1 pseudogene is annotated in these 741 nt (G+C 70.3%); it reads left to right on the plus strand.

The annotated features are described in order from the left end of the window. Positions 1 to 741, plus strand: a pseudogene (locus AC1DYI_RS37505) (hypothetical protein); the annotation flags it as partial.

A 741-nucleotide genomic window follows, 5' to 3' on the forward strand; every position in this document is an offset into this window, starting at 1 on the left:
TGCAGGGGCTGACGCTGCCTGCGGCCAACGACCCCGCGCGCGCGCAAGCCGAGCGCGTGGTCGAGCATTACAAGTTCGGGTTGCGCGCCGAGACTGCCTTGCTCGGCAAGCTGAACGTCGGTGGCAACCAGACCACGCAGGACGTGCTCGCGGCGATCGACAACGCTGCGGGCGCGCGCCACCTGCTGGAAGCGGGCAGGCTCGGCGCCGGCAAGGCAGGGCGCGAGGACTCGGCCACGCTGGCGAGCCAGGCGTTGAAGTACGCCGCGGCCAACATGGCACGCGCCGACGGAGCGGCCGAGCAGCACCCCGAGTTCAAGGCGGCTTACGTGGCGCTGCGCAACGGCTTCACCGAAAGCGGCCAGGGCTCGGACTTCAACGCCATGACCCGGCGCCTGCACAAGTTCGTCAAATACATCGACCTGGCGGCCGCAGAAAAGCCCAGCATGGCCACTGCGCTTGGTCGCTTCGGGCGGTTGGCCCAGCGCGTCGCCGGCAAGGAGATGTCGCCGTTGACCACGCTGCTGCAGGCCGGGCCGTTGGGGGCCGACCTGGGCCAGGTGCCGGCGGAGTTCAAGAAGCAGCTGGGCAAGACCCTGACCGACAGCGCCACGCTGCTGGAAGGCCATCTGCGCCAGGGCATGGCGGCGATGCCGGCCGCTGACCGCACGCAGGGGCTCGTCCGGCTGGCGGCGCTGCAGCTGTGGAACGAACAGCTTGCGGGCGCGACCGACCCGTATG

It is taken from the genome of Ideonella sp. P3_A4 (assembly GCF_056403075.1).